The 26,781-nt window shown below is 62.6% G+C and carries 26 protein-coding genes, 1 tRNA gene and 1 pseudogene; 11 read left to right on the top strand and 17 right to left on the bottom strand.

Annotated features, from left to right (window positions below):
• Positions 1-42: 42 nt before the first annotated feature.
• Positions 43-291: pseudogene (locus ACNFBR_RS20120) on the top strand (carbohydrate porin); the annotation flags it as partial.
• A gap of 215 nt (positions 292-506) precedes the next feature.
• Here ACNFBR_RS20120 and ACNFBR_RS20115 read toward each other — a convergent pair.
• Entirely contained in the window at positions 507-1,412 is a 906-nt protein-coding gene (locus tag ACNFBR_RS20115) for an NAD-dependent epimerase/dehydratase family protein (protein ID WP_416736472.1), read from the bottom strand.
• A 220-nt stretch (positions 1,413-1,632) separates the two neighbouring features.
• On the opposite strand from ACNFBR_RS20115, the gene ACNFBR_RS20110 reads away from it, so the two are divergent.
• On the top strand, positions 1,633-2,415 hold the full coding sequence (locus ACNFBR_RS20110) for an SDR family NAD(P)-dependent oxidoreductase (RefSeq protein WP_416736471.1): 783 nt from the start codon (positions 1,633-1,635) through the stop codon (positions 2,413-2,415).
• 19 nt (positions 2,416-2,434) lie between these two features.
• Here ACNFBR_RS20110 and ACNFBR_RS20105 read toward each other — a convergent pair whose 3' ends face one another.
• The 9 genes from ACNFBR_RS20105 to ACNFBR_RS20065 form a co-directional block, all read right to left on the bottom strand.
• Complete coding sequence (locus ACNFBR_RS20105; protein WP_416736470.1) at positions 2,435-3,622, bottom strand: MFS transporter; 1,188 nt, start codon at positions 3,620-3,622, stop codon at positions 2,435-2,437.
• Between the two features lie 315 nt (positions 3,623-3,937).
• The gene (gene ychF, locus ACNFBR_RS20100) at positions 3,938-5,038 is read right to left on the bottom strand and encodes a redox-regulated ATPase YchF (RefSeq protein WP_416736469.1); all 1,101 of its coding nucleotides are present in this window, start codon (positions 5,036-5,038) and stop codon (positions 3,938-3,940) included.
• A gap of 24 nt (positions 5,039-5,062) precedes the next feature.
• Positions 5,063-5,647 (bottom strand): aminoacyl-tRNA hydrolase, encoded by a 585-nt coding sequence (pth, locus tag ACNFBR_RS20095; protein WP_012270476.1) that lies wholly within the window; start codon positions 5,645-5,647, stop codon positions 5,063-5,065.
• Positions 5,648-5,726: 79 nt separating this feature from the next.
• Complete coding sequence (locus ACNFBR_RS20090) at positions 5,727-6,320, bottom strand: 50S ribosomal protein L25/general stress protein Ctc (protein WP_416736468.1); 594 nt, start codon at positions 6,318-6,320, stop codon at positions 5,727-5,729.
• A gap of 118 nt (positions 6,321-6,438) precedes the next feature.
• The gene (locus ACNFBR_RS20085; RefSeq protein WP_003247410.1) at positions 6,439-7,380 is read right to left on the bottom strand and encodes a ribose-phosphate pyrophosphokinase; all 942 of its coding nucleotides are present in this window, start codon (positions 7,378-7,380) and stop codon (positions 6,439-6,441) included.
• 48 nt (positions 7,381-7,428) lie between these two features.
• Positions 7,429-7,503, bottom strand: a tRNA-Gln gene (locus ACNFBR_RS20080).
• Positions 7,504-7,523: 20 nt separating this feature from the next.
• The gene (gene ispE / locus ACNFBR_RS20075) at positions 7,524-8,384 is read right to left on the bottom strand and encodes a 4-(cytidine 5'-diphospho)-2-C-methyl-D-erythritol kinase (protein ID WP_416736467.1); all 861 of its coding nucleotides are present in this window, start codon (positions 8,382-8,384) and stop codon (positions 7,524-7,526) included.
• Between the two features lie 4 nt (positions 8,385-8,388).
• Complete coding sequence (lolB, locus tag ACNFBR_RS20070; RefSeq protein ID WP_012270479.1) at positions 8,389-9,006, bottom strand: lipoprotein insertase outer membrane protein LolB; 618 nt, start codon at positions 9,004-9,006, stop codon at positions 8,389-8,391.
• A 4-nt stretch (positions 9,007-9,010) separates the two neighbouring features.
• Positions 9,011-10,732 (bottom strand): tetratricopeptide repeat protein, encoded by a 1,722-nt coding sequence (locus ACNFBR_RS20065; protein WP_416736466.1) that lies wholly within the window; start codon positions 10,730-10,732, stop codon positions 9,011-9,013.
• A gap of 552 nt (positions 10,733-11,284) precedes the next feature.
• Here ACNFBR_RS20065 and hemA point away from each other — a divergent pair.
• The 6 genes from hemA (at position 11,285) to ACNFBR_RS20035 (ending at position 16,634) form a co-directional block, all read left to right on the top strand.
• Positions 11,285-12,562: a glutamyl-tRNA reductase gene (gene hemA, locus ACNFBR_RS20060; RefSeq protein ID WP_012270484.1), complete on the top strand. Its 1,278-nt coding sequence runs from the start codon at positions 11,285-11,287 to the stop codon at positions 12,560-12,562.
• The gene (gene prfA, locus ACNFBR_RS20055) at positions 12,559-13,641 is read left to right on the top strand and encodes a peptide chain release factor 1 (RefSeq protein WP_416736465.1); all 1,083 of its coding nucleotides are present in this window, start codon (positions 12,559-12,561) and stop codon (positions 13,639-13,641) included. The genes hemA and prfA overlap by 4 nt, the downstream gene beginning before the upstream one ends.
• Positions 13,641-14,471 (top strand): peptide chain release factor N(5)-glutamine methyltransferase, encoded by an 831-nt coding sequence (gene prmC / locus ACNFBR_RS20050; protein ID WP_416736464.1) that lies wholly within the window; start codon positions 13,641-13,643, stop codon positions 14,469-14,471. The genes prfA and prmC overlap by 1 nt, the downstream gene beginning before the upstream one ends.
• Entirely contained in the window at positions 14,465-15,220 is a 756-nt protein-coding gene (locus tag ACNFBR_RS20045) for a molybdopterin-synthase adenylyltransferase MoeB (protein ID WP_416736463.1), read from the top strand. The genes prmC and ACNFBR_RS20045 overlap by 7 nt, the downstream gene beginning before the upstream one ends.
• Positions 15,213-16,010 (top strand): glutamate racemase, encoded by a 798-nt coding sequence (gene murI, locus ACNFBR_RS20040; RefSeq protein WP_416736462.1) that lies wholly within the window; start codon positions 15,213-15,215, stop codon positions 16,008-16,010. Before ACNFBR_RS20045 ends, murI begins: the two co-directional genes overlap by 8 nt.
• A 105-nt stretch (positions 16,011-16,115) precedes the next feature.
• Positions 16,116-16,634, top strand: a complete 519-nt coding sequence (locus ACNFBR_RS20035) for an acyloxyacyl hydrolase (protein ID WP_416736461.1) — start codon at positions 16,116-16,118, stop codon at positions 16,632-16,634.
• A 280-nt stretch (positions 16,635-16,914) separates the two neighbouring features.
• Here ACNFBR_RS20035 and ACNFBR_RS20030 read toward each other — a convergent pair whose 3' ends face one another.
• The 5 genes from ACNFBR_RS20030 to ACNFBR_RS20010 all read right to left on the bottom strand — a co-directional run bounded on the left by ACNFBR_RS20030 (position 16,915) and on the right by ACNFBR_RS20010 (position 21,988).
• On the bottom strand, positions 16,915-17,613 hold the full coding sequence (locus ACNFBR_RS20030) for an SDR family oxidoreductase (RefSeq protein ID WP_416736460.1): 699 nt from the start codon (positions 17,611-17,613) through the stop codon (positions 16,915-16,917).
• Positions 17,614-17,624: 11 nt separating this feature from the next.
• Complete coding sequence (gene phrB, locus ACNFBR_RS20025) at positions 17,625-19,052, bottom strand: deoxyribodipyrimidine photo-lyase (RefSeq protein ID WP_416736459.1); 1,428 nt, start codon at positions 19,050-19,052, stop codon at positions 17,625-17,627.
• Positions 19,043-19,942, bottom strand: coding sequence for a MerR family transcriptional regulator (locus ACNFBR_RS20020; protein WP_416736458.1), 900 nt, complete (start codon positions 19,940-19,942; stop codon positions 19,043-19,045). The genes phrB and ACNFBR_RS20020 overlap by 10 nt, the downstream gene beginning before the upstream one ends.
• Positions 19,932-20,900 carry a YbgA family protein gene (locus tag ACNFBR_RS20015; protein ID WP_416736457.1) on the bottom strand — a complete coding sequence of 323 codons (969 nt, stop codon included), beginning with the start codon at positions 20,898-20,900 and terminating at the stop codon, positions 19,932-19,934. Before ACNFBR_RS20015 ends, ACNFBR_RS20020 begins: the two co-directional genes overlap by 11 nt.
• Before the next feature lie 101 nt (positions 20,901-21,001).
• Positions 21,002-21,988: an NAD(P)/FAD-dependent oxidoreductase gene (locus tag ACNFBR_RS20010; protein ID WP_416736456.1), complete on the bottom strand. Its 987-nt coding sequence runs from the start codon at positions 21,986-21,988 to the stop codon at positions 21,002-21,004.
• Between the two features lie 186 nt (positions 21,989-22,174).
• Here ACNFBR_RS20010 and ACNFBR_RS20005 point away from each other — a divergent pair, with 186 nt between their 5' ends.
• Both ACNFBR_RS20005 and hemH read left to right on the top strand, forming a co-directional pair.
• Positions 22,175-23,080 carry a TIGR01777 family oxidoreductase gene (locus ACNFBR_RS20005; RefSeq protein WP_416736455.1) on the top strand — a complete coding sequence of 302 codons (906 nt, stop codon included), beginning with the start codon at positions 22,175-22,177 and terminating at the stop codon, positions 23,078-23,080.
• 13 nt (positions 23,081-23,093) lie between these two features.
• On the top strand, positions 23,094-24,107 hold the full coding sequence (gene hemH / locus ACNFBR_RS20000) for a ferrochelatase (protein WP_416736454.1): 1,014 nt from the start codon (positions 23,094-23,096) through the stop codon (positions 24,105-24,107).
• A 45-nt stretch (positions 24,108-24,152) separates the two neighbouring features.
• Here the strand turns inward: hemH and ACNFBR_RS19995 are convergent, their stop codons facing one another.
• Both ACNFBR_RS19995 and upp read right to left on the bottom strand, forming a co-directional pair.
• On the bottom strand, positions 24,153-25,418 hold the full coding sequence (locus tag ACNFBR_RS19995; protein WP_416736453.1) for a uracil-xanthine permease family protein: 1,266 nt from the start codon (positions 25,416-25,418) through the stop codon (positions 24,153-24,155).
• 2 nt (positions 25,419-25,420) lie between these two features.
• A complete protein-coding gene (gene upp, locus ACNFBR_RS19990; RefSeq protein WP_416736452.1) occupies positions 25,421-26,059 on the bottom strand; it encodes a uracil phosphoribosyltransferase in 639 nt (212 codons plus the stop codon).
• Between the two features lie 162 nt (positions 26,060-26,221).
• On the opposite strand from upp, the gene ACNFBR_RS19985 reads away from it, so the two are divergent.
• Complete coding sequence (locus tag ACNFBR_RS19985) at positions 26,222-26,779, top strand: hypoxanthine-guanine phosphoribosyltransferase (protein ID WP_338799373.1); 558 nt, start codon at positions 26,222-26,224, stop codon at positions 26,777-26,779.
• Positions 26,780-26,781: the final 2 nt, after the last annotated feature.

The raw sequence follows: 26,781 nt of genomic DNA, 5'->3' as shown, positions 1-26,781 counted from the left end.
GAGCGCGTGTCTGACGCCCTAGCCGCGGACGGCTGTCGCCCGCGTAACGACATTCACATTTCTGACTATTTCTGCTGGAACCAGAGCGCCACAGGCTTTGGCTTTGACGAGGTGGCCATTGGTGACTTTAGGTACAGCCATGTGTTCTCGCGCAAGGGCAACCTGTTTCAGGAGCCCTACATCAACCACCACGATTTCAATGTCGATGGCTTCAAGAGCAATTCAGGGGGAGAGCTGGAGTTGGGCGTGAGTTATCTGCAACGGCCCGACAGCCGCGATGCTCACAGCGGGTGATCGGTGGCAGCGCGCCGCGAATGAGATTGCGGCGGGCTTGGCATTGTCTGAAAGCGGAGCTCTCGGCAATGCGCTGCATGGCAGTAACTTCGGGGTGCAGGTGGCGTATTGGTGGAAGTGAGGCGGTAGTGGGGCGGGTGTGGGGTGACCCGCACCCGCCCGATCGCGATCCGGTTTGCCGCTAAGTGGGGGGACTGACTAAACCGGTTGGCTTACCAATGCACGCTGGTCGTGCGCAGCCACTGGTGAATTGACTCACGCTTGGGCTGCCAGCCCAGCAACTGTCGCGCATTTACCGCCCGTACGCGGCTGTTCGAGCCAATCGCAAAGCGGGCCCAGTCACCTAGCTCGGCAATCGCCTCGTCCGCCGGCCAGCTCTCGATACGCCCTTCGAAGCCTAGTGCGTGGCTGATGGAAGTCGCGATCTCGATGAACGAAGCCTCGCCGTTCTCGGCAAAGAACAACGACGCCGAAGGTGCCTTTTCCAAGGCCAGTCGATACAACTCGGCAAGGTCCTCAATGTGTACGTTGGACCACCGGTGCACACCTGCGCCCAGGTAAGCGCCAGCGCTGAACTGACGCGACTTGGCCAGCAGCTTGGGCAACTGGTCGCTGGCGGTCGGTAGGCCCAGTGCATCGCCGTAGATCATGGTCGGGCAGAACACAATGGCGCGGATGCCCAGCTCGACGCCGGCATTGCGCACGCGTTGGTTGATCGCCACACGGTCGCGACGAATGTCCATCGGCTCGAACGGCGTCTCGTCGGTGAAGATTGCCTCTCGTTCGTAGGCACCGCGCGCGTCGTCGCCGACCACGCTGGAGCCAGAGGTGTGGATGAACGGTTTACCGCTGCCGCGTAGGGCGTTGATGAAGGTCTCGACACTGGCCCGGTGGTCGGAGTCGGCGGTGTGCACCACGGCGTCGGCGGCCTGGGCTTGCTGGGTGAGGATGTAGGTGTCATCCAGGGTGCCCAGTACTGGGGTGATACCCAAGGCTTGCAGGGCATCGCGTTTGGCAGGATCACGGATCAGGCCGGTGACCTCGTGCCCGGCGTCTGCCAGGTACTTGGCTACCGAGCCACCGATGTAGCCTGAAGCGCCGGTAATGAAGATTTTCATCGTGGACCTTTCTTATTGATGAGTGGAGGGAAGCAATCTGTGTTGCAGGCCTACGGTAAGAACTTGCCGAAGGCGCGACCAGCCGCTAGCCACGCACAACTCTTGTGACGTCGATTCGTATCAACATTTGCTGAATTGTGTTTGCACGGGAAGTGAATACGGCTGTCACGCCGATTCGTAATAGATTCCTGGCCAGAACAACTACAAAAGGTACGGCATCATGGATTACCAACTGCTCGGCAAGAATGTCCTGATCACCGGCGGCGCCACGGGTATCGGCAAGGCCATTGCCCAGTGCTTTCTGGACGAAGGCGCTCATGTGGTCGTCAGTGGGTTGACTGAGGCAATGGTTGCCGAAGCTTGCGAAGCCCTCGGCCCTCGCTGCAGCGGTCTGGCCGGCGATCTGACCCAACCGGGTATTGCCGAGAGCCTTGTCGAGCAGGCGCGGCGCAACGGCCCCATCGATTACTTGATCAACTGTGTCGGCATCTTCGAGGTGCGCGACTTCTTCGAGACCGACGACGCGCAGTGGTTTCGCTATTTCGACGTGAACGTCATGACGGCGGTGCGCATGACTCGCCTGGTGCTGGCCGAGATGCTGGCCGCGGGCGAGGGCTCGGTGGTGTTCATCAGCAGTGAGTCGGGCGTCAAGCCGCAGCCGTGGATGGTCCACTACGGTGCCATGAAGTCTTGCCTGTTGGGTGTATCCCGTGCCTTGGCCGAACTGACCAAGGGAACTGCGGTGCGGGTCAACAGCATCCTGCCGGGGCCTACCAGCACTGAGGCGGTGCGCCGTTACCATGCCGAGATCGCGGAGGAAAAGGGCATCAGCGCGCAGCAGGTGGTGGCTGATTACTTCGACCAAACCGAGCCCACCTCCTTGATCCGTCGCATGATCGAGCCGGAGGAGGTGGCCCGCAGTGTGGTGCACCTGGCCGCATCGCCCGCTCTCAATGGGATGGCGATGCGGGTGGAGGGTGGAACTATTCGCAGCATACTTTGACGTCAGTTACCGCCGACTCTCAAGCCGCCATGGTCACTTTCCGGCGCCACAGCAACCAGGCCAGCGGCAGGTTCACCAGTAAGGCGGCAGCTACACCAGCCCAGGGGGTCAGCGCCAGTTGGCCGTTTTCCACCAGCACGCTACCTGCTCGTTCGCCCAGGGTGATGCCCAGGTTGAATGCCGAGATGTTCAGTCCCGAAGCGAAGTCCACCGCCTTTGGCGTATGCAAGCGGGCGGTGGACAACATGCCGGTCTGAAATGCTGGCGTCATGCCGAAGGCCACGACGCCCCAGACGAACACGGTGATCACCATCAAGACTTTGTACGACAGCGACAGGGCCAGGGCCACCAGTGTCAGCGCCAATACGCCGAACAGCAGCCGCAAGGTACGTTCCCATCCCAGGCTATCGGACAGCCGGCCACCCAGCAGGTTGCCGATCATGGTTGCCACACCGAACACCAGTAGCAGCAAGCTGGCGCTGCTGGCCGAGAACCCGGTGATGTCTGTCAGGATTGGCGTGATGAAGGTGAATGCCGAGAAGCTTGCACCGAAGCCAAGGACGGTGACCGACATCATTGCCCAGATCGCCGGGCTGCGCAGTGCAGCCAACTGCCCCAGGGCATTGCCGGCTTTGCTGGCCGGTTGCCGTGGTAGCCAAACTGCGGTTGCCAGCAGCGCAAGCAGGGCGAGCAACGCCACCGCATAGAACGGCAGGCGCCAACCGAGGGCGTTGCCAAGGTAGCTGCCCAGTGGCACACCAATGACCATCGCCAGGGTCAGGCCGGCGAACATCACTGCAATCGCCTTGCTGGCCTGGCCTTCACGTGCCAAGCCAGCCGCTACGGTAGCGCCGATGGCGAAGAAGCTGCCGTGCGCCAGCGCGGTGATGATCCGCCCCAACAATAAGATCGGGTAATTCGGCGCCAAGGCCGAGACCAGGTTCCCCAGCAGGAACACGCCGATCAGCATCATCAGCACGGTTTTTTTCGGGAAACGGCCCAGGCCGATGACGATGAACGGCGTGCCGATGGCCAAGGCCAGGGCATACAGACCAACCAGGCTGCCGGCGCTAGCGAGGGAGATCGCAAAGGCGGTCGAGATCGACGGCAGAATACCGACGATGATGAATTCGGCGACGCCAATTGCGAAGGCGGTGATCGCCAGGGTGAGGATGCCGGGATGCAGCCCGGTGCTGGATCTGCTCATGTTCAGTACTCCGGATTCGAGAATCGCAAGACGATAAGGTGCCTTCGCCGGAGTTCTGGTTCTTGTGGGGGCGGGGGAGGCGGCCGGGCCGGCATTTATGATTGTTGCCCGGCAGACGCGTGAGGTGTGCGTCGATGGGCTCTACTGTGGGGGATACGACGCGGGATGAATATCCGGTGAAGGGGCACATCATTTGTGATCTCGGTTCACATGCGCGAGATCAAGGCATGTTCCTTGGCCGTGGCTACCTGCTGGAAACGCAAAACCCCTTGAAGCGTAAGCCTCAAGGGGTTCGTGGTTGCAGCAGGCTAGCGCTTAGACGTTGAAGCGGAAGTGCATCACGTCACCGTCTTTGACGATGTAGTCCTTGCCTTCCAAGCGCCATTTACCGGCTTCCTTGGCACCGCCTTCACCCTTGAACTGGATGAAGTCGTCATAGGCCACCACTTCAGCGCGGATGAAGCCTTTTTCGAAGTCGGTGTGGATCACGCCGGCGGCTTGTGGTGCGGTGGCACCTACGCGCACGGTCCAGGCACGTACTTCCTGCACGCCGGCAGTGAAGTAGGTCTGCAGGTTCAGCAACTCGTAACCGGCGCGGATCACGCGGTTCAGGCCAGGTTCTTCCAGGCCCAGGGCCTCGAGGAACATGTCCTTCTCTTCACCGTCTTCCAGCTCGGCGATTTCTGCTTCGATCTTGTTGCACACCGGCACCACTACCGCGCCTTCCTCTTCGGCAATGGCCTTGACCACGTCCAGGTGCGGGTTGTTGTCGAAGCCGTCTTCGGCCACGTTGGCGATGTACATCACCGGCTTGCTGGTCAACAGGTGGAAGCCACGAATGGCGGCTTTCTCGTCGTCAGCCATGTTCTTCATCAGGCTGCGCGCAGGCTTGCCTTCGGTGAAGTGCGGGATCAGTTTTTCCAGAATGGCCTTTTGCGCCAGGGCTTCCTTGTCGCCGCCCTTGGCGTTGCGGGCTACCTTCTGCAGTTGCTTTTCGCAGCTGTCGAGGTCGGCGAAGATCAGTTCGAGGTCGATGATCTCGATGTCACGCTTGGGGTCGACGCTGTTGGAAACGTGGATCACGTTCTCGTCTTCGAAGCAGCGCACCACGTGGGCAATGGCGTCGGTCTCGCGGATGTTGGCGAGGAACTTGTTGCCCAGGCCTTCGCCTTTCGAGGCACCGGCAACCAGGCCGGCGATGTCGACGAACTCCATGGTGGTCGGCAGGATGCGGTTTGGCTTGACGATTTCAGCCAGCGCAGCCAAACGGGCATCGGGCATTGGCACGATGCCGCTGTTTGGCTCGATGGTGCAGAAAGGGAAGTTCTCCGCCGCGATGCCAGACTTGGTCAGGGCGTTGAACAGGGTGGACTTGCCGACGTTGGGCAGGCCGACGATGCCGCAATTGAAACCCATGGGTATTCCCCTCTCTAAAGGAAATCAGGCCTTCTGGCTGTGCAGCTCGCGCATCGCCTTGGCGAAGTCGCCGGCAAGCACGTCCGGCAGCACGCCGAGGGCAAAATCGATGCTGGCGTCGAGCTTCTCCTGCTCGGCGCGCGGCGCGCGGCCCAGGACGAAGTTGGATACCAGTTTGGCGTCACCCGGGTGGCCGATGCCAAGCCGCAGGCGGTGGAAGTCGTTCTGGTTGCCGAGCTGCGCGATGATGTCGCGCAGGCCGTTATGCCCACCATGGCCGCCGCCGCGCTTGAGCTTGGCAACGCCTGGGGGCAGGTCGAGTTCGTCGTGCGCCACCAGGATTGCTTCCGGCTTGATGCGGAAGAAATTGGCCAAGGCCGCCACGGACTGGCCGCTGCGGTTCATGTAGGTGGTGGGGATCAACAAACGAACGTCGTTGCCCTGATGGCTGAACTTAGCCGTCAGGCCGAAATATTTTTTGTCAGCGGTCAGCGATACACGCTGGGCGCTGGCAATGCGTTCAACGAAAAGAGCCCCTGCGTTATGCCGGGTCTGTTCGTATTCGGGGCCGGGGTTACCCAGGCCAACGATCAACTGGATGGCGGTCACGTCAGGGGCTCTTCCTTGGAGTTGGTGGGTTACAGTGCGCGCGGCACTGTAACCCGATCAACGCCGGCGTGCGAGTGGATTACTCGGCAGCGCCTTCTGCTTCTGGAGCAACGCGTGGAGCGTGAACGTTGGCAACAGCTTTGTCATCACCGTGGGCCAGAGCGACGAACTCTACGCCTTTCGGAGCTTTCAGGTCCGACAGGTGGATGATGGTGCCGACTTCGGCGTTGGCCAGGTCAACTTCGATGAACTCAGGCAGGTCTTTGGCTTCGCAGGAAACTTCGATCTCGGAAACAACGTGGGAGATCTCGCCGCCTTTCTTGACCGGTGCTTCTTCGTTGATGAAGTGCACTGGAACAACAGCGGTCAGTTTCTGGCCAGCAACGACGCGAACGAAGTCGGCGTGCATGATGAACTGCTTGGCTGGGTGGCGCTGCATGGCCTTGATGATGACGTTCTGTTTGACGCCGTCAACGTTCAGCTCGATAACGTGGCTGAAGGCAGCTTCGTTTTCGAACAGCTTGGTGATTTCCTTGGCCAGGATGGTCAGGGATTGAGCTTCTTTATCGCCACCGTATACAACGGCAGGGATGTTGGCGGAGTGACGCAGGCGGCGGCTCGCACCTTTCCCCAGGTCAGTACGCGCTTGGGCGTTCAGAATGAAATCAGTCATTTTGTTTCTCCAAAATAGCCCCCCGAGGGCGTTTGCGACCAGCGCCAACGGGGATGGCAAAAAAGCCCCGCCCCAACACATGCTGGGGCGGGGCGCTTCACATCAACACGTGTCCCGCTTAGCGGAACATCGCGCTGATCGATTCTTCGTTGCTGATGCGGCGTACCGCTTCAGCGACAACCGGTGCGATATCCAGCTGGCGGATACGGTCACAGGCTTGAGCAGCGGCGGACAGCGGTACGGTGTTAGTCACCACCAGCTCGTCCAGTACCGACTTCTCGATGTTCTCGATCGCGCGGCCCGACAGGACAGGGTGCGTGCAATAGGCATAAACCTTGGCAGCGCCGTGTTCTTTCAGGGCTTTGGCCGCGTGGCACAGGGTGCCGGCGGTGTCGACCATGTCGTCTACCAGGATGCAAGTGCGCCCTTCGACGTCGCCGATGATGTGCATAACCTCGGAGTGGTTAGCCTTTTCGCGGCGTTTGTCGATGATACCCAGATCGACGCCCAGGGACTTGGCGACAGCGCGTGCGCGCACGACACCACCGATGTCCGGGGAGACGATCATCAGGTTCTCGAAACGCTGGTCTTCGATGTCGTCAACCAGTACGGGCGAGCCGTAGATGTTGTCGACGGGGATATCGAAGAAGCCTTGGATCTGGTCAGCGTGCAGGTCGACGGTGAGTACACGGTCGATACCTACGACAGTGAGCATGTCAGCGACGACTTTGGCGCTGATGGCTACACGTGCCGAACGCGGACGGCGGTCCTGGCGGGCATATCCGAAGTAAGGAATCACGGCGGTGATTCGGGATGCTGAGGAGCGGCGGAAGGCGTCGGCCATCACTACCAGTTCCATCAGGTTATCGTTGGTCGGGGCACAAGTCGGCTGAATAATGAAAACGTCTTTACCGCGAACATTTTCATTGATCTCAGTGCTGATCTCGCCGTCGGAGAATTTACCGACAGAGACGTCACCGAGAGGGATATGCAGCTGACGTACGACACGCCGAGCCAGATCGGGGTTAGCGTTCCCCGTAAAGACCATCATCTTGGACACGCGCAGTACCTGAAGGCTGAGGGTATACCTGGATGAGTATAAGGAAAATGGCAGGGGCGGCTGGATTCGAACCAACGCATGGCAGGATCAAAACCTGCTGCCTTACCGCTTGGCGACGCCCCTGTATCTGTTGCTGCGAACGCTTATGCGCTCGACTTCTTGACCAGACTTTGCAGCTTGCGATGCAACATCGAAACATTGCTTCCTTTCGCCACAAACCCTGTTTGGGTCGCTGAAAGAAGGGCCAGAACTTTATCAGCTTCGGCTTTGCTTGGGAAGGCCCCAAACACACAACTTCCAGTGCCGGTTAGTCGAGCCTCAGTGAATTTCCCCAGTGAATTCAACGCATTGCGAACTTCTGGGTAATTCTGCTCTACCACCGGTTGGCAGTCATTTCGACTGTTTCCCTCGGGAACGGGGCGCATCTTAAGGGGGAGTGAATCACGTGTCAACTGTGGATGTGAAAAAATTTCTACTGTGCTGACAGACACTTGCGGCACCAGCACGACATACCAGGGCTCGGCCGGGTCGACCGGGGTCAGTTGCTCGCCCACGCCTTGGGCGAACGCCGCATGGCCGCGTACGAACACCGGCACGTCGGCGCCCAGGCTCAGGCCCAGTGCGGCCAGGCGGTCTTCGTCCCAATCCAGTTGCCACAGGTGGGCGAGGGCCAGCAGGGTGGTGGCGGCATCCGAGCTGCCGCCACCGATGCCGCCGCCCATGGGCAGTACCTTGGTCAGCCAGATATCGGCGCCGAGCGTGCTGCCTGATTGTTCTTGCAGTTTGCGCGCGGCGCGCACGATCAGGTTGCTGTCGTGGGGGACGGCCTCGATTTCGGTGTGCAGGCGGATTACGCCATCGTCACGCAGGGCGAAGCTCAGTTCGTCGCCGTGATCGAGGAACTGGAACACCGTTTCCAGCTCGTGGTAGCCGTCCGCGCGGCGGCCGATGATGTGCAGCCACAGGTTGAGCTTGGCCGGGGCGGGCAGGGTGAGCGTGTGCATGGGGTCAGTGCCCCAGCTGGCGCGGCTGCCAGTCCTTGACCACCAGGGTCACGTCCAGGTCCTTGCCGTGCAGTTTCAGGCGTTCGGGCAGCCAGTAGCCGTTCTGTTCGGTGTAGCTCAGGTACTGCACCTGCCAGCCATCCTGATCGAGGCTGGCCAGGCGGCTATCGCCGTCCAGGGTCAGCTTGCTCTTGCTGTCGGGGGCGGGCAAGCCGCGCACCCACCAGACCAGGTGCGAGACCGGCAACTGCCAGCCCAGTTGCTCTTCCAGCAGGGCTTCGGGGCTGGTGGCCTCGTAGCGGCCTTGGTTGGCCACTTCCAGTACCACGCCACCCGGGCGGCCGGTCAGGCGTGCGGCGCCACGGCCCAGCGGGCCGGCCAGGCGAATGTCGTAGTAGTCCTGGCGCTGCAGCCAGAACAGCGTGCCGCTGCCGGAGTCGCGTGGGGCGCGGATGCCGACCTTGCCGTTGATCTGCCAGCCATCGAGGCTGCTCAGCTGCTCTTTATGGGCGCGCCACTGTTGCGGGTCGCCGTGACCCTGCAGGGCCTCTCGGCTACCGAAGCCGGCACAGCCGGCCAGCAGGGCGATCAGGGTGAAGGTGATGCAATGGCGCAGGAACATGGCGTTAAAGAGTCTCGGATCCGGTCAGGCGCAAGAGTGTCTTGCGCAGGATGGGGCTGTCGGCCTGGGCTTCGAAGCCTTTGGCCCAGACTTGGCGGGCTTCGCGGCGCTTGCCGTTGGCCCACAGCACTTCGCCCAGGTGGGCGGCCACTTCGTGGTCGGGGAAGCTGGCAAAGGCCTGACGCAGGTAGGTTTCAGCCTCGTCGAGGTTGCCCAGGCGATAGCTGACCCAACCCAGGCTATCGAGCACCGCCGGGTCGTCCGGGGTCAACTGGTGGGCCTTGTCGATCAGCGCCTTGGCTTCGGCATAGCGGGTGGTACGGTCGGCCAGGGTGTAGCCCAGGGCGTTCAGGGCCATGGCGTTCTCCGGCTCGCGGGCGATGATGGCGCGCAGGTCTTTTTCCATCTGCGCCAGGTCGTCGCGCTTCTCGGCCAGCATGGCGCGGGTATACAGCAGGTTGAGGTCGTCCGGGTAGCGCTGGATGGCTTGTTGCAGCACCTGGCTGGCCTGGGCGTCCTTGTTGTTGTTGCTGTAGCTTTCCGATTCGATCAGGTACAGCTGGATGGCGTAGTCCGGCTGGGCTTCGCGGGCTTCGGCGAGCAGGCGCGAGGCCTCGCTGCCACGGCCGTTGGCGATGAGAATGTCGGCTTGGCGTAACTGTGCCGGCAGGTAGTCGGGGCCAGGGCCAACCAAGGCATATTCACGCAGCGCGCCAGCAGGGTCGTGGCGTTCCTCACGGATACGGCCCAGGTTCAGGTGCGCGGCATCGACGTTACTGTCGCGCTCCACCAGCTCCTGCAGGTAGCCTTCGGCTTCATCCCAGTCTTTGTTTTCCAGGCACACCAGGGCCAGGGAGTAGCGCAGTTCGTCATCATCGGGGTATTGCTGGACCAGGCTGAGGAATTCGGCCTTGGCATCGGCGATGCGGTCCTGTTCGACCAGGGTGCGGGCGTAGGTCAGGCGCAGGCGTTTGTCGTCCGGGTTGTCGCGAATTGCGCCGCGTAGCAGTGGCAGGGCCTCCGGACCACGGTCCAGGGCCTGCAACAGGCGGGCGCGCAGCAGGATCGGGGCAATTTCGCCGTTTTGTGCCGGGTGCGATTCGAGCAGCTCCAGGGCTTCTTCGGCTTTGCCGTCCTGGTTCAGCAACAGGGCCTTGCCGAATACCAGTTGGCCGTTGTCGGGGTATTTCACCAGCAGGCGTTCGAAGCTTTGCAGCAGGCCGTCGCGGGTGCTCTGGTCGGTTTCGGCCGCGGACAGGGCGAGGAAGTCGAAATGGGTGTCGCCTTGGCCTTGCAGGACCTTTTCCATGTAGGCCATGGAGTCGTCATAGCGGCCGGCGCGGGCCAGCTGGATGGCGGCGGCACGTTGGGCGTCGAGGTTCTGCGGGTCGTTGCGGGCCCAGACCAGGGCATTTTCCAGCGACGGCTCGTCGGCGCCGAGGTATTCGGCAATGCGGTAGGCGCGCTCGGAAACCCCGGGGTCCTGGGTTTTCGCTGCCTGGTCGGTGTAGTTGGCCAGGGCGATGTCGAAGCGGTTGCGCTGGCCGGCCAGCTCCGCGACCAACAGGCTATAGAGTGTGTCTTGCTTGAACGAGCCATACACCACGGGCTTTTCTGCCTCGCCCTTGCCGGCTTCGGCGACGGGAGGCTCGGCTTTTTGCGGGGCCAGGCTCTGGCAGCCCTGAAGCAGGGCGAAGGCAAGCAGCAATGCGTATGGTTTGTTCATAGAAAGGCTTATAGGAGGACTCACCGGCGGTCGGAGCATGATGACACAAGCGCGGGGGCAAACCCACCAGTGTGGCACCTGGTTGAATGCGACCTTTGCGGGGGGGAAGGGTTCCTTCATGGGGGAGGCGGGGTGCCTGGCTTGGCATTTTCTGCGCCTGTGAGATCGAGCGCCGCCCGCGCGGCGCTTCGCGGCACAAGGCCGCTCCCACATTTGTTGCAACGTGGCCATGTCTGTGGGAGAGGCGTTGTCCGCCTGGGTGCAAGGCTTGAGGCAGGTGGGGCGGCAGTGATGCCAACCCAGAAATCCAGCCGGCCCTCCCAGGCTGACAACCATGGCCTGACAGGCCAGGCACGTTGCAACAAATGTGGGAGCGGCCTTGTGCCGCGAAGCGCCGCGTGGGCGGCGCTCGATCTCAAGGGCGAAGTTTGTGAAGTGGCGGACACCCGCGAAGTACATCACCAGACTATCAGCGCAATAGCGAACGGTGGTTGTCCTAAAACCTGCGAAAGAGGACAATTATCGGCTTCCCGTCACAACCAGCGACCTTGCATGGCCTTTCTTGCACTTGGTATCAACCATAAGACTGCCTCGGTAGACGTACGCGAGCGCGTGGCGTTTACCCCAGAGCAGCTGGTAGACGCCCTGCAGCAGCTCTGCCGACTGACATCCAGCCGCGAAGCGGCGATTCTGTCGACCTGCAACCGCAGCGAGCTATATATAGAGCAGGACCACCTGTCCGCCGATGCCGTGCTGCAATGGCTGGCCGACTATCACCGCCTCAGCCTCGACGAGCTGCGCGCCAGTGCCTATGTGCACGAAGAGCACGATGCCGTGAAGCACATGATGCGCGTGGCCTCGGGCCTGGACTCGCTGGTACTGGGCGAGCCGCAGATCCTCGGCCAGATGAAGTCCGCCTATGCCGTGGCCCGCGAAGCCGGCACCGTCGGGCCGTTGCTCGGGCGCCTGTTCCAAGCCACCTTCAGCGCCGCCAAGCAGGTGCGTACCGATACCGCCATCGGCGAGAACCCGGTGTCGGTGGCATTCGCCGCAGTCAGCTTGGCCAAGCAGATTTTCGCCGACCTGGGCCGTAGCCAGGCCCTGCTGATCGGTGCCGGCGAAACCATCACCCTGGTCGCCCGCCACCTGCACGAGCAGGGCGTACGCCGTATCGTGGTGGCCAACCGCACCCTGGAGCGCGCCAGCATCCTGGCCGAGCAGTTCGGTGCCCATGCGGTGCTGCTGGCAGACATCCCCCAGGAACTGGCCAACAGCGACATCGTCATCAGTTCCACCGCCAGCCAGTTGCCCATCCTGGGCAAGGGCGCGGTCGAGAGCGCATTGAAACAGCGCCGGCACAAGCCCATCTTCATGGTCGACATCGCCGTACCACGCGACATCGAAACCGAAGTGGGCGAACTGGACGACGTCTACCTGTACACCGTCGACGACTTGCACGACGTGGTGGCGGAAAACCTCAAGAGCCGCCAAGGCGCGGCCCAGGCCGCCGAAGAGCTGGTTACCGTGGGCGCGGAGGATTTCATGCTGCGCCTGCGTGAGCTGGCGGCGGTGGACGTACTCAAGGCCTATCGCCAGCAAAGCGAGCGCCTTCGCGACGAAGAACTGCAAAAGGCCCAGCGCCTGCTGGCCAACGGCGGCAACCCCGAAGACGTGCTGGCCCAATTGGCCCGGGGCCTGACCAACAAACTCCTGCATGCGCCCAGCGTGCAGCTGAAAAAGCTCTCGGCCGAGGGGCGCGTCGATGCGCTGGCCATGGCCCAGGAACTCTTTGCCCTCAACGAGGGCTCGACGGACAAATCCCCGCAATGAAAGCGTCGCTGCTGAACAAACTGGACATTCTCCAGGACCGCTTCGAAGAACTCACCGCACTGCTCGGTGATGCCGAGGTCATTTCCGATCAGACGCGCTTTCGCGCGTATTCCCGCGAATACGCTGAGGTCGAGCCCGTCTACGCTGCTTATAAAGAGTGGTGCAAAGTCCAGGGCGACCTCGAAGGTGCCCAGGCGCTGCTCAAGGACAGCGACCCGGACCTGCGTGAAATGGCCGTGGAAGAAGTGCGTGAAGCCAAGGAGCAACTGCTGACGCTGGAGGCGCAGCTGCAGCGCATGCTGCTGCCCAAGGACCCCAACGACGGCCGCAACGTGTTCCTCGAAATCCGCGCCGGTACCGGTGGCGACGAGGCGGCAATCTTCTCCGGCGACCTGTTCCGCATGTACTCGCGCTACGCCGAAAAACGCGGCTGGCGGCTGGAGATCTTGTCCGAGAACGAAGGCGAGCACGGCGGCTACAAGGAAATCATCGCCCGCGTCGAGGGTGAGAACGTTTATGGCAAGCTCAAGTTCGAGTCCGGTGCACACCGTGTTCAGCGTGTGCCCGAGACGGAATCCCAAGGCCGTGTCCACACCTCCGCGTGCACCGTGGCGGTGCTGCCCGAGCCGGATGAGCAGGCAGCCATCGAAATCAACCCGGCCGACCTGCGCGTGGACACCTATCGTGCTTCCGGTGCCGGCGGCCAGCACGTCAACAAGACCGACTCGGCGATCCGCATCACCCACTTGCCCACCGGTATCGTGGTTGAATGCCAGGAAGAGCGCTCGCAACACAAGAACCGTGCCCGCGCCATGTCCTGGCTGTCGGCCAAGCTGAACGACATGCAGACCAGCGCCGCGCAGAACGCCATTGCCAGCGAGCGCAAGTTGCTGGTGGGCTCCGGTGACCGCTCCGAACGCATCCGCACCTACAATTATCCACAGGGGCGGGTGACCGATCACCGCATCAACCTGACCTTGTATTCACTGGACGACATCCTCAGCGGTGGCGTAGAGGCAGTGATCGAACCGCTGCTGGCCGAATACCAGGCCGATCAACTGGCCGCCCTGGGGGACTGATGACTATCATCGCCAGCCTGCTGCGCAACGCGCAGTTGCCCGAATCGCCCACCGAGCGGCTGGATGCCGAACTGCTGCTGGCTGCCGCCATCGGCAAGTCGCGCAGCTACCTGCATACCTGGCCCGAACGTATCGTCAGCAGCGAAGATGCCGAGACCTATGCCGGCTACCTGCAGCGCCGCCGTGGCGGCGAGCCGGTGGCTTATATCCTTGGGCAGCAGGGCTTCTGGAAGATCGACCTGGAAGTGGCGCCGCATACCCTGATTCCGCGCCCCGATACCGAGCTGCTGGTGGAGACGGCCCTTGAGCTGCAACCCGCTTCGCCAGCCAAGGTGCTCGACCTGGGTACCGGCACGGGGGCCATCGCGCTGGCGTTGGCCAGCGACCGCCCGGCCTGGCAGGTAATTGCGGTTGACCGGGTGGAGGAGGCCGCGGCCCTGGCCGAGCGCAACCGCCAGCGCCTGGGCCTGGCCAACGCCCAGGTACGGGTAAGCCATTGGTTCGACAGCCTGGCCGGCGAACGTTTCGACCTGATCGTCAGCAACCCGCCCTACATTGCCGCCGAAGACCCGCACCTGGTGGCCGGTGATGTGCGCTTCGAGCCCAGCAGCGCGCTGGTGGCCGGTGCCGATGGCCTGGACGACCTGCGCGTGATCGCCGCGCAGGCCCCCGCGCACCTGTTGCCAGGTGGCTGGCTGCTGTTGGAGCACGGCTACGATCAGGCCGCAGCGGTACGTGCTCTGCTGGTTGAACAAGGCTTTATCGAGGTGGCCAGCCGCACGGACCTGGGCGGCCATGAACGCATTACCTTGGGGCGCCTGCCATGTTGAGCGATCAGGAACTGTTGCGTTATAGCCGCCAGGTACTGCTGGCCCAGATCGACATTGACGGCCAGCTGCGGCTCAAGCAGAGCAAGGCATTGATCGTCGGGCTCGGTGGCCTGGGTTCCCCGGTTGCCCTGTACCTGGCCGCCGCCGGGGTGGGGGAACTGCACCTGGCGGACTTCGACACCGTCGACCTGACCAACCTGCAGCGCCAGGTGATCCACGACAGTGCCAGCGTCGGCATGAGCAAGGTCGATTCGGCCTTGCAGCGCCTGCAGGCGATCAACCCGGAAATCAACCTGGTCGCTCACCGTCAGGCATTGGACGAGGATTCACTGGCCGCCGCCGTGGCTGCGGTCGACCTGGTGCTGGACTGCTCCGACAATTTCTCTACTCGCGAGGCGGTCAACGCTGCCTGTGTCGCCGCCGGCAAGCCGCTGGTCAGCGGGGCGGCGATCCGCCTGGAAGGGCAACTGTCGGTGTTCGACCCACGGCGTGACTACAGCCCTTGCTACCACTGCCTGTATGGGCATGGCAGCGAAGCCGAACTGACCTGCAGCGAAGCGGGCGTCATCGGCCCGCTGGTGGGCCTGGTGGGCAGCCTGCAGGCGCTGGAGGCAATGAAGCTGCTGGCCGGCTTCGGCGAGCCCTTGGTCGGTCGCTTGCTGTTGATCGACGCGCTCGGCACCCGTATCCGCGAGCTGCGTGTCAAGCGCGACCCGGGGTGCGCGGTCTGTGGCAAGCGCGATGGCTGAGCGCTCGGCGCCGGTCGGCGTGATGGATTCGGGGGTCGGCGGTTTGTCGGTGCTCGCCGAGATCCAGCGCCTGCTGCCCAACGAGACGCTGCTGTACGTGGCCGATTGCGGCCATGTGCCTTACGGCGAGAAGTCGCCGGACTATATCCGCCAGCGCTGTCGGCAGATTGCCGGATTCTTCCAGGAGCATGGCGCCAAGGCCATGGTGCTGGCCTGCAACACTGCCACGGTGGCTGCGGTGGCTGACCTGCGCGAGTTGTACCCCACCTGGCCGTTGGTGGGCATGGAGCCGGCCGTGAAGCCTGCTGCGGCCGCCACCCGCTCGGGCGTGGTCGGTGTGCTGGCTACCACCGGCACCTTGCAGAGCGCCAAGTTCGCAGCCTTGCTCGACCGCTTCGCCAATGATGTGCAGGTGATTACCCAGCCTTGCCCGGGGTTGGTCGAGCTTATCGAGACCGGTGACCTGACCAGTCTGGTGTTGCGCCAGATGCTTTGGGGTTACGTGCAACCGCTGCTGGCGGCTGGTTGCGACACGCTGATCCTCGGCTGTACCCATTATCCCTTCCTTCGCCCGTTGCTGGCCGGGATGGTGCCCGCGGACGTGGCCATCATCGACACCGGTGCGGCCGTGGCGCGTCAGCTTCAGCGGTTGCTGGGTGCAAATGACCTGTTGGCCGAAGGACCGGCAGGCGATACCCGCTTCTGGACCAGCGCTGATCCACATCTCTTGAGAAAAATCCTACCTGTGCTGTGGCATAAGGCCGGCGATGTGCAAAGCTTTGCGTTGTGAAAAAACGTGAAAAACAGCTGAACTATCGTTCCATCGCCGCTTTCTACCGTTTTGCCTGACATGAGGCGGACACTAATAACAGCATCAGGAAGAAGGATGTTTCTCATGAAGAAACTGCTGGGCTTGGCGGCGGCTGCCGCTTTCACCTTGGGGCAAGTGGTATCGGCGCAGGCTGCCGATGTGTCGTTTTCGGTGGGGCAGACCGGCGACTCGACCATGGTTTATCGGCTGGGGCTGCAATCGAACTGGGATACGAGCTGGTGGCAGTCCAGTGTCGGTCGCCTGACAGGCTACTGGGATGGGGCCTACACCTATTGGGATGGCGACAAGACCGCAAGCAACCATAGCCTGTCGTTCGCGCCAGTGTTCGTCTATGAATTTGCCGGGGAGTCGGTGAAGCCCTACATCGAAGCGGGGATCGGTGTGGCGGCGTTCTCCAGCACCGAGCTGGAAAGCAACGAGCTAGGCTCGGCATTCCAGTTCGAGGACCGTATCGGCTTTGGTTTGCGCTTTGCCGGCGGGCATGAGATTGGGGTGCGGGCGATTCATTACTCGAACGCGGGTATCAAGCAGCCCAACGATGGGGTTGAGAGCTATAGCCTGCATTACCGCATGGCACTCTGAGCACCTGCACCGGCCTCTTCGCGGGCACGCCCGCTCCCACAGGGATAACGCCACACGGGTAGGAGCAGCCTTGTGCTGCGAAGAGGCCATTGCAGGCGAAGAAGATCTTCGGCCGGTCCGGCCTCTTCGCGGGCACGCCCGCTCCCACAGGGAAACGCCACACGGGTAGGAGCAGCCTTGTGCTGCGAAGAGGCCATTGCAGGCGAAGAAGATCTTCAGCCGGACCGGCCTCTTCGCAGCACAAGGCTGCTCCTACAGGATGTCAGGCTGATTTCAGTCGTTAGCGCGTCAACGGCCACAGGCTGCTGAGGTCCAGGGTTTCCAGGACCAGTTCCGGTTCGCCCTGCGGCCAGCGTCGCAGCAACTCTTCAGCGACACTCTGTGGCGTCCACGCCTCCGGTATCGCCTGCGCCGGCGTCACCGGTACCTTGAGCGACTGTGGCCCCACTATGGTCAGCACTATCCCTTGATCCGTCAGGGCCTTGTGCTGCTCACGCATCCACTGTGGCAGGTTGTTCCAGCCAGCAGTCACCTGTGTCGGGGCATGGAGCTGCAACGCGGAATAACGGTTGAACAGTGCCATTACCTGCGGCGAGGTCCCCTTCGCCAGCAGCGGCAACGCTTTGTTCAGACAGTGTTCGCCGGCCAGCTGGTTGGTGCTGACGATCGCTTCGAACAGCTCGCTGTCACCTGTATCGTCTGCCAGATAATCGCTGGTGCCAGTGTTGATGACCAAACCGTCCAGCGAGCACCAGGCGTGACAGATCTGCTGACATGCGTGAGTGACTTGCTGTTCTTCATGCAACTGCCACGGCAAGCGCAGTAATTGGCTACCGTAGCGTGCTGCCAATGCGTCCAGTGCTGCGCTTTCCTTGCCACTTGCGGCAACGCGATGTCCTTCCTCGAGCATCCGCTCCACCAAAGCCAAGCCAAGTCCGTTGCTTGCGCCTGTAACCCAGAAACTGCGTGAGTTAATCAAGACGTTGTCCCCTATTTCTGCCGGCGTGGTAGCCCTTGGAACGCTTCCAGGGCCCGCTGGCGACTGCTACCGAGATCTACAATTGGACTGTGATAGGAATTATTAGCAAAAAGATCGACCGACTGCACTGGTAAATGAATGGCTTTATCGTCCAGGCCCTGCAATTCCGGTAGCCAATGACGAATGAAGCGCCCCTGCGGGTCGAAACGCTGCGACTGAGAAACCGGGTTGAAAATGCGGAAATAGGGCACGGCATCTGTGCCAGTTGAGGCGCTCCACTGCCAGCCGCCGTTGTTGGCGGCCAGGTCGCCGTCTATCAGGTGGCGCATGAAATGCCGCTCGCCCTTGCGCCAGTCGATCAGCAGGTTTTTGCTGAGGAACATGGCCACGACCATGCGCAGGCGGTTGTGCATCCACCCAGTGTGCAGCAACTGACGCATGGCGGCGTCGATGATCGGGAAGCCGGTGCGGCCCTGTTCCCAGGCCTGCAGGTCCGCAGGGGCGTCACGCCAGGGCAGGGCTTCGGTCTGGGCGCGAAAAGCGCGGTGCCGCGAGACCTGTGGATAACCGCTCAGGATGTGCTTGTAGAACTCGCGCCAGAGCAGCTCGTTGATCCAGGTCTGCACGCCCGTACTGCCACTGTCGAACTCGCCCCGGTTGCTGACCAGTGCACCGTGCAAGCATTGGCGGGGCGAGATCACGCCGGCGGCCAGGTAGGGGGAGAGCTGGCTGGTGCCGGGCTTGGCAGGCAGGTCACGCAGTTGCTGGTAGTCGTCGATGGCTTCGTCAAGAAAGCGAGCCAGCCGCGCCTGCGCCTCGGCTTCACCCGCCGGCCAATGCTCGCGCAAGGCGCGCGTGGGGGTGGCGAAACCGTCCAGGTGTTGCGCAATCGGGTCGCTATGGATCTGCAGCGGCGCCTGTCGTTCAACCCGTCGGGCCAGGGCAGGCAGGCTGCGGTGCAGGTGCTCCAGGCAGGTTTTCTTGAACTGGCTGAAGACCTGGAAGTAGTCGCCACTGCGAGTGAGGATGGTGCCTGGGCGGAAAAAAAGCTGGTCGAGGTGACTGTGAGCCTGGATGGATGATTTCTCCAACAGGGCGCGGGTTGCGTCGTCGCGCTGCTGTTCGTTGATGCCGTACTCTTCGTTCCAGTGCACGCTTTGCACCTGGTGTTGGCGGCATACGTCGAGCACCGCCTGGGGGGCCTGGTCCCAGGTGTCGATCTTGCGGATCAGCAGGGGGATATTCAGGTGCTCCAGCGATTGACGCAGCTCGCGCAGGTTGCGCAGCCAGAAGTCGACCTTGCAGGCGGCGTCATCATGGGCTTGCCATTGCCCGGGGCTGATCAGCCACAGGGCGATGGTCGGACCGCGCTCGGTGGCGGCGCTCAGTGCAGTGTTGTCATCGATGCGCAGGTCGCTGCGCAGCCAGGTCAGGTGCATGGGGCCTTCATCTCAACAGGCTGGCGGTCATGGGCTTGAAGCAAGCGCAATGCCGCCTGCGGGGTATCGAACAGAAAAACATCGGGCAGCGCGAGCGCCTCCAGACGGGCTTCATGCAGGGCAAGCGTGGCGCCGCCCAGCAGCGTGGTGCCTGGCAAGCCTTGCAGGGTGCGCAGCAGCGCCTTGTCATCGATGCGTGGGCCCAGGTGCAGCAGCACGGCGCGCGGTTTCAGCGCACTGACGGCGTTGTGCAGTTGCGGGCCGCTGACCGGGTGCTCGAACACCTCGACCGGCAGGCCATTGCTGGTGAATAGCCAGGCGCACAACCACAGGCCGGGGCTGAAGGCCCGCTCGCTGTCTTCCACCAGTAATACGGCGGGGCCCTGCAGCCATTGGTTGTCGTGGTAAATGCGAGCACCGAGCTTGCTGCGCAGCCAACTGTGGAAAAACACTTGCTCCAGCCGCGCATTGAAGTAGTTGCGCCAGCGCAGGTCGAGCAGGTCGAGCAGTGGCAGCAGCAATTGCTCGCACAGGGTGACGGCCGGGTACAGGGCCATGGCCTGGTTGAGCTGATGGTCAAGGGCGCGCTGCGACAGGTTGGCAATGGCCTCGATCAGCTGGAACTGCCGGGCCTGCCAGTCGCCTTTGGGTGGCGTGCTGGAGGGTTTGTCGAGCAGCTCGCGCACTTGGCCGACCGATGCGCCACGCTGCAGCCAGCCAAGGATCGCCTCGACCCGCTCGACCTGTTCCAGCGGGTACAGCCGATGCCCCTTGGCGGTGCGCTGGGGCTTGAGCAGGCCATATCGGCGCTCCCAGGCGCGCAGGGTGACCGGGTTGACGCCAGTCAGGCGGGCCAGTTCGCCAATGGGTAGCAAGGTGTCAGACGGCATTGCGCAAGCCCAAGGCTTCGGGGTGCGGCTGCAAGTAGGCCTGCTGCTGCAGGTACGGATCGGGGTGCTTGCGCAAATGGTGCTTGAGTAGGGTCAGGGGCACCACCAGCGGCACTACGCCCTGCTGGTACTGGCCGATGACAGTCTGCAACTCGGCCTTGTCCTGTTGCGTCAGGGCATCCTTGAAGTAGCCGCTCAGGTGCTGCAGCACGTTGCAGTGGGTGCCGCGGCTGGCGCAGCGGCGCAGGGCCTGCATCAACTGGCTGAAGTAGCGCGGGCCGATGCGGTGTGGGTCGTCATCTTTGCTCATGCTGCCAAGCAGCCGGCCTAGGGTGCGATAGGCCTGGGGGTTGTTGGCCATCAGCAGGTACTTGTAGCGCGAGTGAAAGCGCACCAGGGCGCCACGGCTCAGCCCTTCGGCCAGCAGGTGCTGCCAGTCGGCGTAGGCGTAGACGCGGCTGATGAAGTTCTCGCGCAGCACGGGGTCATGCAGGCGGCCTTCTTCTTCTACAGGCAGGTCCGGGCGCAGTGTGCAGAATGCCTGGGCATAGACGCCGCGCCCGCCGTGTAGGGCCGGGTGACCGTTGTCCTGGTAGACTTTGACCCGTTCCAGGCCGCAAGAAGGTGACTTCTGCATGAAGATGTAGCCGCAGATGTCGTCGAGTTCGGCGGCCATCTGCTCGCCATAGGTGCGCAGCGGACCGGACAGGTCCATGCCGGGGTTACGAGTGCCGACCACTTCGGGCTGTTCGGGGTTGCCGACCAGCCGAATCGGGTCGCGCGGAATACCCAGGCCGATTGCTACTTCCGGGCACACTGGTAGCCAGTCGAAATGTTGTTCCAGCTGGATACGGCACAGGTCGGAGGCCTTGTGGCCGCCGTTGTAACGCACGCTGTGCCCGGTCAGGCAGGCGCTGATGGCGATACGCGGCTTGCTGCAGGCGAAAGGGTCGTGCATGGCTGCCTCCGAAAAAACCTGTACGTGAATCAAAACTTGTACAGGTTTATTCCAGCACAGCACTGAAGTTATGCAAACTAGTATTTTTGTATAGCGCTACATCACTCCAGGTGTTCGAGCAAACGTCGCGCCGCTTCCTGCCCACTCAGCCATGCGCCTTCGACGCGGCCGGAAAGGCACCAGTCGCCGCAGGCATACAGGCCCTGGTCGGCATCGGCCAGCGCGCCCCATTCATGGTTGCTGCTGGGGCGGGCATAGAGCCAGCGGTGAGCCAGGGCGAAGGTGGGGGCCGGCACCACGCAGCCGACCAGTTCGGCGAATTCGCCCCACAGCTGTTCGATCACGTCTTCCTTGGACAGGTCGATGTGCTGGCGGCTCCAGTCTGACGTGGCGTGTAGTACCCAGGTATCCAGGTGTTCGTCGCGGCCAGGCTTGCTGCGGTTGCGAGCCAGCCAGTCGAGCGGGTTGTCCTGCACGAAGCAGCCTTGCATCGGCGTATCCAACGGTGACTGGAACGCCAGGGCGACGGCCCAGGTTGGTTCCATCTGCACGCCGGCGGCCACGGCGGCCAGTTTCGGCGTTGCGGCCAGCAGTGGCGTGGCCTGCGGTGCCGGTACGGCGATCACCACGCGGCTGTAGGGGCCATGGCTGCAGCCTTCGGTGTCTTGCAGGTGCCAGTACTGCTTGCCGCGAAACACCTCCGCGATGCGGCAGCCGAAGTTGACTGTCACGTCCTTGAGCAAGCCACGGGTGATGGCGCTCATGCGTGGCACGCCTACCCAGCGCGTCTGCTCGTCGGGAGAGGGGGTGAGTTCGCCATCACGGTAGTTGTACAGCTGCGGCTTCCACTGTTCGGCCCAGCCAGCGGCAACCCATTGCTGCACCTGATCGACAAAGCGCCGGTCACGGGCGGTGAAGTACTGGGCGCCGAGGTCGAGCGCGCCAGCCTCGCTGCGCTTGCTGGCCATGCGCCCGCCACTGCCGTGGCCTTTATCGAACAAGTGCACGGATTGCCCGGCCTTCTGCAAGGCCTGGGCGGCTGACAAACCGGCGATACCGGCCCCGATGATGGCGATAGGTACTGTCATGATGGCCTCTTCAAACCTTGCTGTGAGCAGACTACGCTGTCAGGCAAACCTGTACAATGCATAACTTTTGTATAAGGTTATTCCGCTTTGGTGGCAGGTTGGCCTATGTTTATCCGAGAGCGTCGGGTTAAAAAAGTGCCTTGATGTTAAAAATAGACCACCGCCGCATACTGCGAGGACACAGCCATGCATATATTGCTGACAGGTGGCACTGGTTTGATTGGCAAGCATCTGTGCCAGTACTGGCTTGGCCAGGGGCATCGGCTGACGGTATGGAGCCGGCGCCCTGAACAGGTGGCGAAAATCTGTGGCAGCGGCGTGCGTGGCATCGCCCGCCTGGAGCAGTTGGAGGCAGACGATCATCTGGATGCGGTCGTCAACCTTGCCGGTGCGCCAATTGCCGACAGACCCTGGACGGCGGCCCGGCGCAACGTGCTGTGGGCCAGCCGCGTCACCCTCACCGAGCAGTTGCTGGCATGGCTGGGCACCCGTGAACAGCGCCCGCAAGTGCTGATTTCCGGCTCTGCGGTAGGTTGGTACGGTGATGGTGGCGAACGTGAGCTGACCGAGGCTTCACCACCGGTGCGGGAAGATTTCGCCAGCCAGTTGTGCATTGCCTGGGAAGAGACGGCCCAGCGTTCTCAAGCGCAGGGTATCCGCGTGGTACTGGTGCGAACCGGGTTGGTACTGGCCAGCGATGGCGGCTTTTTGTCGCGCCTTCGCGTGCCCTTCAAACTGGGGCTGGGCGGGCCTTTGGGGGACGGACGGCAGTGGATGCCCTGGGTGCACATAGATGACCAGGTCGCCCTGATTGATTTTCTCTTGCAGCACAAGGATGCCAGCGGTCCTTATAATGCCTGCGCCCCAGAGCCGGTGCGTAACCGCGAGTTCGCCAGGCGGCTGGGCCGTACGCTGCATCGGCCGGCGCTGCTGCCGATGCCGGCAATGCTGCTCAAGGCCGGCCTTGGCGAGATGTCGACCTTGCTGCTGGGCGGCCAGCGGGCGCGCCCGGTACGCTTGCTGGCGGCAGGCTTCACCTTCCGCTTCAACGATTTGCAATCGGCGCTGGACAACCTGTCCAGCCGCCTCTGACATAGGACGCTGCATGACCGATCACGCCCTGCTGCTGGTCAACCTGGGTTCCCCGGCCTCCACCTCGGTGGCCGACGTACGCCGCTACCTCAACCAGTTCCTCATGGACCCCTACGTGATCGACCTGCCGTGGCCGGTGCGGCGCTTGCTGGTGTCGCTGATTTTGGTCAAGCGCCCGGAGCAGTCGGCGCATGCCTATGGCTCGATCTGGTGGGAGGAGGGCTCGCCGTTGGTGGTGCTGACCCGTCGTCTGCAGGCGGCTATGGTCGAGCACTGGCCCCATGGCCCGGTGGAAATCGCCATGCGCTATGGTCAGCCGGCCTTGCCTGAAGTATTGGAACGCCTGGCGGCTCAAGGTGTGCGCAAGGTGACCTTGGCGCCACTTTATCCACAGTTCGCCGACAGTACGGTGACCACTGTCATCGAGCTGGCAAAGCAGACGCTCAGCGAGCGCCAGTTGCCGTTGCAGATGCGCGTGCTGCAGCCGTTCTACGATCACCCTGACTACATCGAGGCGCTGGCCGCCAGCGCCCGGCCGTACCTGGAACAGGATTACGACCACTTGCTGCTGAGCTTCCACGGTTTGCCGGAGCGGCACCTGAAGAAGCTGGATCCGACCGGCAATCACGACTTCCAGGCAGCCGACTGCTGCAAGGATGCCAGCGCCGAGATGCGCGCGGTGTGCTACCGCGGGCAGTGCCTGGCCACGGCCAAGGCCTTTGCGCGGAAGATGGGCATACCAGATGGCAAGTGGTCGGTGTCGTTCCAGTCGCGGCTGGGGCGGGCCAAGTGGATCGAACCCTACACCGAGGCGCGGTTGGACGAGCTGGCCAAGGCCGGGGTGAAGAAACTGTTGGTGATGTGCCCGGCGTTCGTGGCTGATTGCATCGAGACGCTGGAAGAGATCGGCATACGTGGCAGCGAGCAATTTGTCGAGGCTGGCGGGCGGGAGCTGGTGCTGGTGCCGTGCCTGAATGATCACCCGCAGTGGGTGGGGGTGCTGGCGCAACTGTGCGAAAAGGCTTGATTGGAAAGGGCCGCTTTGCGGCCCCTTCGCGGCACAAGGCCGCTCCTACACATCCAGCTTCTTGTGCTTCCAGCCATCGTTGCCCGGCAGGATCAGGTTCAGGGCAATCGCCACGATGGCGCACAGGGCGATGCCTTTCAGGCCCCAGTCATCCGGGCCGTCACCGCTGCCGATCAGCACGCCGCCGATACCGAACACCAGTGTCACCGAGACGATCACCAGGTTGCGCGCTTCGGCCAGGTCGATCTTGTGGCGGATCATGGTGTTCATGCCCACCGCCGCAATCGAGCCGAACAGCAGGCACAGGATACCGCCCATCACCGGCACCGGGATGCTTTGCAGCAGCGCGCCGAACTTGCCGATGAACGCCAGGGTGATGGCGAAGATCGCCGCCCAGGTCATGATCTTCGGGTTGTAGTTCTTGGTCAGCATCACCGCGCCGGTCACTTCGGCGTAGGTGGTGTTGGGCGGGCCGCCGAACAGGCCGGCTGCGGTGGTGGCCAGGCCGTCACCCAGCAGGGTGCGGTGCAGGCCTGGCTTTTTCAGGTAGTCACGTCCCGTCACGCTGCCGACCGCGATCACCCCGCCGATATGTTCGATCGCCGGTGCCAGGGCAACCGGGACGATGAACAGGATGGCCTGCCAGTTGAATGCCGGCGCGGTGAAGTTGGGGATCTCCAGCCACGGTGCAGCGGCAATCTTGGCGGTGTCGACCACACCAAAGGCGAAGGACAGGGCAAAGCCCACCAGCACGCCGGCGATGATCGGTACCAGGCGGAATATGCCCTTGCCGAACACGGCCACGATCAATGTCGTCAGCAGGGCGGGCATGGAGATCAGCATGGCGGTCTTGTACGGCATCAGTGCCGCGCCGTCGCCACCCTTGCCCATCGCCATGTTGGCGGCGATTGGCGCCATGGCCAGACCGATGGAGATGATCACCGGGCCGATTACCACCGGCGGCAGCATGCGGTCGATGAAACCGGTGCCTTTGATTTTCACCATCAGGCCCATGAAGGTGTACACGAAGCCGGCTGCCATCACCCCGCCCATGGTCTCGGCAAGGCCGAACTGGCCCTTGGCAAGGATGATCGGGGTGATGAAGGCGAAGCTCGAGGCCAGGAACACGGGTACCTGACGGCCGGTGACCAGCTGGAACAGCAGTGTGCCGATGCCAGCGGTGAACAGCGCGACGTTGGGGTCCAGGCCGGTGATCAGGGGCATCAGCACCAGCGCGCCGAATGCCACGAAGAGCATCTGCGCGCCCGAAACGACCTGGCGCCAGAGCGGGTCGTTGAAGCCGTCCTGCATGGTCAGGCGTCCTTTTGCTTGGTGCCGAAGATCTTGTCACCGGCATCGCCCAGGCCCGGCACGATGTAGCCGTGTTCTTTCAGGCGCTGGTCGATCGAGGCGGTGTAGATCTTCACGTCCGGGTGGGCTTTTTCTACTACTTCGATGCCTTCTGGCGCGGCGACCAGCACCATGGCGCGGATCTCTTTGCAGCCGGCCTTTTTCAGCAGGTCGATGGTGGCGACCATCGAACCGCCGGTGGCCAGCATCGGGTCGATGATCAGGGCCAGGCGCTGGTTGATGTCCGGCGCGAGTTTTTCCAGGTAGGTGTGGGCTTCGAGGGTTTCTTCATTACGGGCAACGCCAACGGCGCTGACCTTGGCCCCCGGGATCAGGCTGAGCACGCCGTCGAGCATGCCGATGCCGGCGCGCAGGATCGGTACTACAGTGATCTTCTTGCCGGCGATTTTTTCAACTTGCACCTTGCCACACCAGCCGTCGATCTCGTAGGTTTCGAGGGGCAGGTCCTGAGTGGCTTCATAAGTCAGGAGCGCGCCGACTTCCTGGGCGAGTTCGCGAAAATTCTTGGTGCTGATATCGGCACGGCGCATCAGGCCGAGCTTGTGGCGGATCAGCGGATGGCGGATCTCACGAGTGGGCATAGGGGGGCTCCGAAAGGCGGGCAAAAAAACCGCGCTAGATTAATCTATTCAGCCTGTGCTGTCGTCTGGTCATTCTGGACGTTAGTCCATAAATGCTTGATCTGTGACGAGCGGATGCGTACCTTTGCCCGCTTTTCCAAAATGCACCCCCCGGAGAGCGCCATGTCCGCCGATCTCGAGCATATCCGTCAAGTCATGCGTGAAGCTGACTGCCTGTACACCGAAGCCGAAGTCGAAGCGGCCATCGCCAACGTCGGCGAGCAGATCTGCAAGGACCTGCACGACAAGAACCCCGTGGTGTTCTGCGTGATGAACGGCGGCCTGATCTTCTCCGGCAAACTGCTGACCCACCTGCAGTTCCCGCTGGAAGCCTCGTACCTGCACGCCACCCGTTACCGCAACCAAACCAGCGGCGGCGAGCTGTTCTGGAAGGCCAAACCGGAAGTGTCGTTCATCGACCGTGACGTGCTGATCGTCGACGACATCCTCGACGAAGGCCACACCCTCAGCGCCATCATCGAGTTCTGCAAGCATGCCGGCGCGCGCTCGGTGCACACCGCCGTGCTGATCGATAAGGACCACGACCGCAAGGCCAGCCCAGACCTCAAAGCCAACTATGTGGGCCTGCCCTGCGTCGATCGCTACATCTTCGGGTACGGCATGGACTACAAAGGCTACTGGCGCAACGCCAACGGCATCTTTGCCGTAAAGGGGCTGTGACC

The sequence above is a fragment of the Pseudomonas sp. NY11955 genome (assembly GCF_048068035.1).
GTDB lineage: Bacteria > Pseudomonadota > Gammaproteobacteria > Pseudomonadales > Pseudomonadaceae > Aquipseudomonas.
The sequence above is the reverse complement of the archived record's forward strand: the minus strand, read 5'-3'. Positions and strand labels throughout refer to the sequence as shown.

Bases quoted from the DNA above. Each gene is read 5' to 3' on its own strand.
- lolB (WP_012270479.1), bottom strand. From the start codon at position 9,006: ATGTTCCTGCGCCATTGCATCACCTTCACCCTGATCGCCCTGCTGGCC.
- ACNFBR_RS20015 (WP_416736457.1), bottom strand. From the start codon at position 20,900: ATGCACGACCCTTTCGCCTGCAGCAAGCCGCGTATCGCCATCAGCGCC.
- ACNFBR_RS20020 (WP_416736458.1), bottom strand. From the start codon at position 19,942: ATGCCGTCTGACACCTTGCTACCCATTGGCGAACTGGCCCGCCTGACT.
- ACNFBR_RS20110 (WP_416736471.1), top strand. From the start codon at position 1,633: ATGGATTACCAACTGCTCGGCAAGAATGTCCTGATCACCGGCGGCGCC.
- murI (WP_416736462.1), top strand. From the start codon at position 15,213: ATGGCTGAGCGCTCGGCGCCGGTCGGCGTGATGGATTCGGGGGTCGGC.
- ychF (WP_416736469.1), bottom strand. From the start codon at position 5,038: ATGGGTTTCAATTGCGGCATCGTCGGCCTGCCCAACGTCGGCAAGTCC.
- ispE (WP_416736467.1), bottom strand. From the start codon at position 8,384: ATGCACACGCTCACCCTGCCCGCCCCGGCCAAGCTCAACCTGTGGCTG.
- ACNFBR_RS20065 (WP_416736466.1), bottom strand. From the start codon at position 10,732: ATGAACAAACCATACGCATTGCTGCTTGCCTTCGCCCTGCTTCAGGGC.
- ACNFBR_RS20035 (WP_416736461.1), top strand. From the start codon at position 16,116: ATGAAGAAACTGCTGGGCTTGGCGGCGGCTGCCGCTTTCACCTTGGGG.
- ACNFBR_RS20045 (WP_416736463.1), top strand. From the start codon at position 14,465: ATGTTGAGCGATCAGGAACTGTTGCGTTATAGCCGCCAGGTACTGCTG.
- ACNFBR_RS19995 (WP_416736453.1), bottom strand. From the start codon at position 25,418: ATGCAGGACGGCTTCAACGACCCGCTCTGGCGCCAGGTCGTTTCGGGC.
- ACNFBR_RS20105 (WP_416736470.1), bottom strand. From the start codon at position 3,622: ATGAGCAGATCCAGCACCGGGCTGCATCCCGGCATCCTCACCCTGGCG.
- hemH (WP_416736454.1), top strand. From the start codon at position 23,094: ATGACCGATCACGCCCTGCTGCTGGTCAACCTGGGTTCCCCGGCCTCC.
- phrB (WP_416736459.1), bottom strand. From the start codon at position 19,052: ATGCACCTGACCTGGCTGCGCAGCGACCTGCGCATCGATGACAACACT.
- hemA (WP_012270484.1), top strand. From the start codon at position 11,285: ATGGCCTTTCTTGCACTTGGTATCAACCATAAGACTGCCTCGGTAGAC.
- prfA (WP_416736465.1), top strand. From the start codon at position 12,559: ATGAAAGCGTCGCTGCTGAACAAACTGGACATTCTCCAGGACCGCTTC.
- prmC (WP_416736464.1), top strand. From the start codon at position 13,641: ATGACTATCATCGCCAGCCTGCTGCGCAACGCGCAGTTGCCCGAATCG.
- ACNFBR_RS19985 (WP_338799373.1), top strand. From the start codon at position 26,222: ATGTCCGCCGATCTCGAGCATATCCGTCAAGTCATGCGTGAAGCTGAC.
- ACNFBR_RS20010 (WP_416736456.1), bottom strand. From the start codon at position 21,988: ATGACAGTACCTATCGCCATCATCGGGGCCGGTATCGCCGGTTTGTCA.
- upp (WP_416736452.1), bottom strand. From the start codon at position 26,059: ATGCCCACTCGTGAGATCCGCCATCCGCTGATCCGCCACAAGCTCGGC.
- ACNFBR_RS20005 (WP_416736455.1), top strand. From the start codon at position 22,175: ATGCATATATTGCTGACAGGTGGCACTGGTTTGATTGGCAAGCATCTG.
- ACNFBR_RS20090 (WP_416736468.1), bottom strand. From the start codon at position 6,320: ATGACTGATTTCATTCTGAACGCCCAAGCGCGTACTGACCTGGGGAAA.
- ACNFBR_RS20115 (WP_416736472.1), bottom strand. From the start codon at position 1,412: ATGAAAATCTTCATTACCGGCGCTTCAGGCTACATCGGTGGCTCGGTA.